The sequence below is a fragment of the Nostoc sp. genome (assembly GCF_035638895.1).
GTDB lineage: Bacteria > Cyanobacteriota > Cyanobacteriia > Cyanobacteriales > Nostocaceae > Nostoc.
Genome location: NZ_DASQZC010000289.1, coordinates 21,145 through 27,899, shown reverse-complemented (window position 1 = coordinate 27,899; position 6,755 = coordinate 21,145). Strand labels below are relative to the sequence as shown.

6 protein-coding genes are annotated in these 6,755 nt (G+C 41.4%); all 6 read right to left on the bottom strand.

Translation table 11 applies throughout. The features are described from left to right. Positions 1-216: 216 nt before the first annotated feature. Entirely contained in the window at positions 217-1,305 is a 1,089-nt protein-coding gene (locus tag VE944_RS14195; protein ID WP_324978017.1) for a sensor histidine kinase, read from the bottom strand. Positions 1,306-1,310: 5 nt separating this feature from the next. Beyond that, positions 1,311-2,021 (bottom strand): response regulator transcription factor, encoded by a 711-nt coding sequence (locus VE944_RS14190; RefSeq protein WP_324978015.1) that lies wholly within the window; start codon positions 2,019-2,021, stop codon positions 1,311-1,313. Positions 2,022-2,137: 116 nt separating this feature from the next. Continuing rightward, positions 2,138-2,833 (bottom strand): LabA-like NYN domain-containing protein, encoded by a 696-nt coding sequence (locus VE944_RS14185; protein WP_324978013.1) that lies wholly within the window; start codon positions 2,831-2,833, stop codon positions 2,138-2,140. Positions 2,834-3,315: 482 nt separating this feature from the next. Further along, the gene (locus tag VE944_RS14180; protein WP_324978011.1) at positions 3,316-4,395 is read right to left on the bottom strand and encodes a fatty acid desaturase; all 1,080 of its coding nucleotides are present in this window, start codon (positions 4,393-4,395) and stop codon (positions 3,316-3,318) included. A 218-nt stretch (positions 4,396-4,613) separates the two neighbouring features. After that, positions 4,614-5,666: a fatty acid desaturase gene (locus VE944_RS14175; protein ID WP_324978009.1), complete on the bottom strand. Its 1,053-nt coding sequence runs from the start codon at positions 5,664-5,666 to the stop codon at positions 4,614-4,616. A 195-nt stretch (positions 5,667-5,861) separates the two neighbouring features. Beyond that, positions 5,862-6,683 (bottom strand): acyl-CoA desaturase, encoded by an 822-nt coding sequence (locus VE944_RS14170; RefSeq protein WP_324978007.1) that lies wholly within the window; start codon positions 6,681-6,683, stop codon positions 5,862-5,864. Positions 6,684-6,755: the final 72 nt, after the last annotated feature.

Below are 6,755 nucleotides of genomic sequence, written 5' to 3'. Positions count from 1 at the left end.
AGGTAGGCGATCGCAGCATAACCCGAAGCACTGACTAAACTAACCAAAAAAGCAGCCAAAATAAAAGTAGACATAATATCATACTCTATGCACTTCCAAAATCTCGGCATTCATCAAAAAACAAAGACTTTGGATACTTTCAAGTTAGCAATTGCCTATGACACAGCAGTGACTACCTTATTTATGTCAATCCCTTGTATCTCCTGCCTCCTGAACTTAAGCCAAAGGCAAAAAAAACCGAAACGTACTGCCAACTCCCAACTCGCTTTCTACCTGAATCTGACCGCCTTGTAGTTCAATCAAACGACGGGAAATAGTTAAGCCAATACCAGTACCTCCCGAATGGCGATCGCGCGATTGGTCAGCTCGCCAGAAGCGTTCAAACACATGAGGCAAATTTTCTAGAGCGATACCAATACCTGTATCCATAACCGCAATCCAGAGTTGAGATGCTTCAGTTCCAGCACGAATGGTAATTGAACCTTCATTCGTGTAACGCACCGCATTACCCAGCAAATTAACCAACACCTGTTCTGTGCGGTCAATATCTGCCAATACAGGAGGTAGCACAGATGGACATTGCAATACCAGAACTGGCCCATCCTCCAACAGCTGGTCGGTAAATTTCTCCACTAATGACTCTAACAACGGACGCAGATTTACCCGTTGGATATTAATTGGCAAATAACCAGCTTCTGCTTTAGACAGTTCTTGTAAATCGTTCACCAACCGCTCTAAGCGTCTAGTTTCTTTAGCTAAACGCCGATAAATTTCAGGAGACGCTTCAATTTCCCCATCAGCCAGTTCTTCCAAGTAACCGCGTACAACTGTTAACGGTGTCCGTAATTCATGGGTCATGTCTCCAATCACTTCTTGCCGCCGCGCTTCTACCCCTTCTAAACTGGCTGCCATCCGGTTGAAACTAGCACCCAGTCTATTAAGTTCTGGAATGTCAGACAGAGGTAATCGTGCATCCATCTGACCAGCAGCAAATTTTTGGGTGATTTGTTCCATCTCTGTCAAACGTTGCATAATCCGTCTAGACACCCAGTAACTCAATCCTCCAGCTGCGGTGCTACCAACTAAGACTGACCAAATAGTGCTTCGCTGCCAAGCAAATTCAAATCCTGTAACCAATTTAGTACGAACATTGATTAAGTTGAACCCCTGATTTTCTAATCGTTCCAAATGCAAGATAAACAAGTGGGGGGAAGAGATTTTGCTGATGCTTACCAGACTAGCTACCCCCACAATCATTACTACTAAATGGGAGAAAAATAGGCGCTCTCTCAGCCCCATCTTCATAAGATTTACCCTACCAGAGGATCTTCAAATTTATAGCCCACCCCAACAACAGTTTTAATAAAAGTAGGATTTGCCGAATCAGGCTCAATCTTTTTTCGCAACCGAGCTACATGAGTATCCACCACTCGTTCATCGCCAAAAAAGTTATCTCCCCAAAGTTTATCAATTAGTTGAGTGCGATTCCAAACTCGACCAGGATTGCTGACAAAGGTAGTTAGCAAGTTAAATTCTAGGGTAGTTAAGTCCAAAATTTCAACTTCCTGAGAATCCATCTGACGACTGGCAGTGCGCTGGTCTACATCAACAATAAAGTGTTGGGTACGATTGACTTGATGCTGTCCCCCTTGGCGGAGGCTACGCCGCAATAGTGCCCGCACCCTAGCTACTAACTCTCTGGGGCTAAAGGGTTTTACCATATAATCGTCAGCACCAGTAGATAGACCAATAACGCGATCAATTTCCTCACCCTTAGCCGTGAGCATTAAAATGTAAGGATCTTTTGCACCTGGTTTCTGGCGAATTCTGGCACAAACTTCCAACCCATCCAAACCAGGAATCATTAAATCTAGAATGATTAAATCAGGTGGTTGCTCTTGAAACATCCGCAAAGCATTCATGCCATCGCGGCTAGTGCGACAAAAAAATCCTTCTTTTTCTAAAGAGAGTTCGATTAAATGAGCAATTTCTGGTTCATCTTCAACTATTAAAATATCCATTTCAATTAGGGGCAAGCCAAATACGCAAATAGAACTGGCAACTAGTGGTCAGTTCCATTTTTGAGGGACTGCTAGATCCCCGACTTCTTAAAGAAGTCGGGGATCTGAACTGAGTTTTAAAGGTTTGAATTTGACGGCGTGCGATAACTATAGCCAATATTAGAATCTTTTTGAATGTGTGTCTTAATACTATCTAGGTCAATGAAGCAATCAGCAACATCAATCAAGCTTTCACTAGTGGTATTTTGTAGACTTACCACTTCTACCCGAACCCCCATTCTGCTAACGGCGTTCACAGCATAAGCTAGATCCCCATCGCCACTGACTAAAACCGCAGTATCATAATAAGGAGCTAAAGTTATCATGTCTACAGCAATTTCTACGTTCAGATTTGATTTTTTGAAATTTTCTGCTGGTTGCGCGATATCTTTCGCTACTACACGATAGCCATTACGACGCATCCACAATAAAAACCCCTGTTGCTTTTCATTAGTGATATCAACCCCAGTATAGAAAAAAGCACGTAATAGTCTTGAACCGTTAGTTAAATGACAAAGCAATTTAACGTAGTCAATTTCTATACCGAGTTGTAACGCTGTATGAAATAGGCTTAAGCCATCAATAAAAATAGCAACTCGACCACGATTCAAGTTATTTAAAATCGAACTATCAGGTGCTGTATCTTCCGTCTTGCTATCTTTACTTTTAACAGGAGTATCGCTCAAATTTTGCCCTTGCCAATGTGGTTTAGCTTTGAGTACTTTAGGTTCCTTAAATTCATTTCTTTGTTTGCTAAAATTAGTTATAATCATTGATACCTCTGATTTTAAAGTTGGAAAGACTTCTGGTTAAATTGTCTATACTATATATAGTCTAGTTTTTGCTGATTTATAACCCTAGCAGGTAATGGTCTTAAGCCACTCATTTAGATAAACTTAACTGGTGTCTCTGCACAAGCAAGAAAGAGCGTCTAGCGCAAAGTTTCCGATCTGCCCAAGAATCAGCGAACGTCGTTTATCTATATTTTATTTTACAGCTAGGAAGTTGAAATTTACCGCAGGCTAAGGATGCTCAAATACTGCCAGAGTTAGAATAACTAATAATGTAATATGCGATGCCTGCGGCGGGCTACACTAACGCCCCTCAAAAGGTAAGTTTTAGTAAAGCATTTAAGTAATATTTAATACAACTTTTCTAAAATATCTAAATCAGGCACTACTAAATGGTCAAGTCAGAAAGTATTGACAAAAATACAAGATTCCCGACTTCTTTAAAGAAGCCGGGAATCTGAGTCTTAGTCTTTAGCTAACTTATTGTTGGATGTGTAGTAAACCTTACTACCAGTATCAGGAACAAAATGGCAGTTGATGCATGAATTCCATACTGACTTCCAAATTGGTTCTTCAGATTTATGGAAATATTCACCCATCACTGGTTTTATTGCGTCAGTAGCCTTTAGCAAATTGTAATGAGGGATGTTAAGGAATATATGGTGAGCAACATGAGTACCGATATCGTGATGGATATGATTAACCAAACCATAATCACGGTCAATACTAGAAATTGCGCCTTTTAAGAAAGTCCAATCTTCTCCACGATACCAAGGAATATCTGGCTCAGTGTGATGCAAGAATGTTACCAAATCTAGCCAGACTATAAACACGAGGTAAGGCACAGCGTAATATTTTAGCAACCACATCCAACCCCATTGGTAGGTGAGGAAACCTAGCAAACCTACCATGCCAATCAAAAGTACAGTACTAGTGAGGACATCCCATTTTTCCGATGGTTTGAAAAGTGAACTGCTGGGTAAAAAGTGGGAGCCTTCCTTATTAGGAGAACGCTTAAACAAATACACAGGATAAGCCAAGAGAAAAACATAATATCTGCCTATCTTCTGGGCTAAGGGCATTTCCTTGTATTGTGATTCTGTCACAGGATACCAGCTTTCATCGTTATCAATATTGCCAGTATTTTTGTGATGAGTTCTGTGACTAATCCGCCAACCATGATAAGGAACAAGTATTGGTGTGTGAGAAAGATGTCCAATCAAATCATTGAGCCATTTGTGCTTAGAAAAAGATTGGTGTCCGCAGTCATGCCCGACTACAAACAAAGCCCAAAACATCGTTCCTTGCATTAGCCAGAAAATCGGGAAGAAAAGCCAAGAATCCAGGTAGGAAGCAACTGCATAAAGCAAACCGATAATCACGATGTCACGAAAGAAGTAAAAAAGTGATTTTGCCACATTGGGCTGAAAGCATTCAGCAGGAATTGCAGCTTTTAAATCCCCAAGTGTGAAAGGTAATTTAGTCGTATCCTCAGACGTTTCACTGCTAAGAGGATTGTTGAAACTGATGGTATCTAATTGCACTGGATTCTTTTGTTAGATATAAATCGGAACTTTATTTGAGACAAAATCATCTCATCTCTAGGATGCCCACGACATTAGCGATCGCTAACACACAAGAGGATAATTTCTGGCAATTTGCCTAACAATTTTAGTCAGTAAAAAACTGCCAGATTTTATTTAAACACAGCATTATAAACGCTCTCGTTGGTTCAAGAGCGTGAATGTAATTACAGTGCTATTTATTCCTGTGTGTAATGTTCGTTGAAAGTCTTATAGCCAACATCAGTCGTGTATAGTTGACATTGGTCTGTAATCTGCTTCATTAAAGGCCAAGAAAACTGACATTCATCATGCAGATAAGGCTCCCAATTTTCTTTGATGCTGCTGTAAGCTAGCCGCAAATTATAAGAAGGAATCGCAGTGGAAATATGATGAGGTACATGAACATTGATATCGTGGCATAGGATTTCTACCCAGCGCGGATAATCGCAATGAATAGTGCCAAATAACTGTGCTAAAGCTTCGTTCCACTTGTTCGCTGTCGCAAAAGGAACATCTGCGGCAGTGTGGTGAACAATAGTAAAAGTACTCATCCAAAAATGGTAAATCATCCAGGGCACTAGCCAAAACTTGACAAATCCCCAGATACCAGTTGTGGCAATCAGAATCGGGAAAGCGATCGCTGCAAACACAACTACTACAGCCACAGAAAGCTTGATACTTGATTGGTCTTTCGTTTTGAAGTTCCGCCAATCAAAATGCACCACAGCCCAATGTCCAATGGAACCTACCCACCAGAGGCGTTTACGCATGAACAGCTTAAAAGCAGACTGCCGGGTTGTATCCCAATTTTCAAACACTTCTGGTCTGATTGGATGCCAAGCGTTATCCTCATCCAGCTTGTTGGTATGAGTATGGTGATAATTATGCTTAATGCGCCAACTGTGAAAAGGGTAAATCAACGGCATCATGAAGAAGTGCCCCACCAAATCATTTACCCAACGACGTTTAGCAAAAGACCTGTGACCACAATCATGGCCAATTACAAAAAAACCTGTTAAAGCAGTGCCCGTAAAAATCCAAGCTAGGGGCAAGAGAAACCAAGGAGTAATGATCAGGCTGTAATAGCCCAAGGCAACCGCCAAGACACTGAGCAGTACTTGTGTCCAAGCTTTGCGACGGTTATGCTGAAAACATTCCCGTGGCAGGGTTTTGACAATATCTTTGAGCCTAAAGTTGGAATTACCAGGCTCGTCACTTAGTTTCTGGCTATTAATTATTGATGTAGTCATGGACACCTAAAAAACAACAAACTCCTCCACCAAGTCACCAAAAAAGTGGCTTGTCGCAAAAATTCTTAATATTAGCGCTTCGGATTATAGCAATCTAACCGACACAAGCGCACCAGTAAATAGCTTTTTGAAAAGTGAGGAGTTAGAAGTGCTCGGTTATGAGCTAAAAACCTTACACATCCTAATTCCTAACTCCTAACTAACTTTTGTTGGGGCCAACTTCACATTAGTAGCCAGGCCAACTGCTTGTAGCAATTGAACAGTCATCCAAGTTAAATCGATTTCCCACCATTCCAGCCCATGACGAGCTGAGTATTGAAAAGCATGATGGTTATTATGCCAGCCTTCACCGAAAACTAATACGGCTACCCACCAGCAATTAGTCGATTTATCCCCAGAATCATAGCTCCGATAGCCAAATTTATGAGTAGCACTGTTCACCAACCAAGTGCAGTGGTAAACCCACACAATGCGAACAAAAATTCCCCAAATAACAAAGGGCCAGCCACCCAGAAGTAAAAGCAATACGCCTAGAGCAACCTGGATCAAAATGAAATATTTTTCTAAAAACTGATAAACTGGGTCTTCTGCAATGTCTTTGGTGAAACGAGGAACATCAGCGTGAGCGGGACAATAATGAATCAGCCAATCCATGTGGCTCCACCAGAACCCTTTATTAGAGTCATGGGGATCAGCGTCAGTATCAGAGTTCAGATGATGAATGCGATGTGTCCCGATCCACTCAATTGGGCCTCCTTGACACGAGAGTGTCCCAAAGAAAACCAGGAGATACTCTAGCCACTTGGGAGTTTGAAAACTGCGGTGGGTGACAAGGCGATGAAATCCTAGAGTAACGCCTAAGCCGCCAGTTACCCAGTACAGCAAGAAACCCACACCAACTGCCGTCCAGCTAAAGTTGCCAGGAACAAAGGCAAATAAAGCGCCGATATGCAGTCCAATGAAAAACAGGGTATTAACCCAGTTAATTTGAGGTTTGGTTGAAGTAGCAATTGTCATGGAGTAACCTGAATTTGAATTTTCCAGCCTAGTCTGCGCGATTTTAAAATCCGCATATCTATAAATTTAATT

Bases quoted from the DNA above. Each gene is read 5' to 3' on its own strand.
- VE944_RS14195 (WP_324978017.1), bottom strand. From the start codon at position 1,305: ATGAAGATGGGGCTGAGAGAGCGCCTATTTTTCTCCCATTTAGTAGTA.
- VE944_RS14190 (WP_324978015.1), bottom strand. From the start codon at position 2,021: ATGGATATTTTAATAGTTGAAGATGAACCAGAAATTGCTCATTTAATC.
- VE944_RS14185 (WP_324978013.1), bottom strand. From the start codon at position 2,833: ATGATTATAACTAATTTTAGCAAACAAAGAAATGAATTTAAGGAACCT.
- VE944_RS14175 (WP_324978009.1), bottom strand. From the start codon at position 5,666: ATGACTACATCAATAATTAATAGCCAGAAACTAAGTGACGAGCCTGGT.
- VE944_RS14170 (WP_324978007.1), bottom strand. From the start codon at position 6,683: ATGACAATTGCTACTTCAACCAAACCTCAAATTAACTGGGTTAATACC.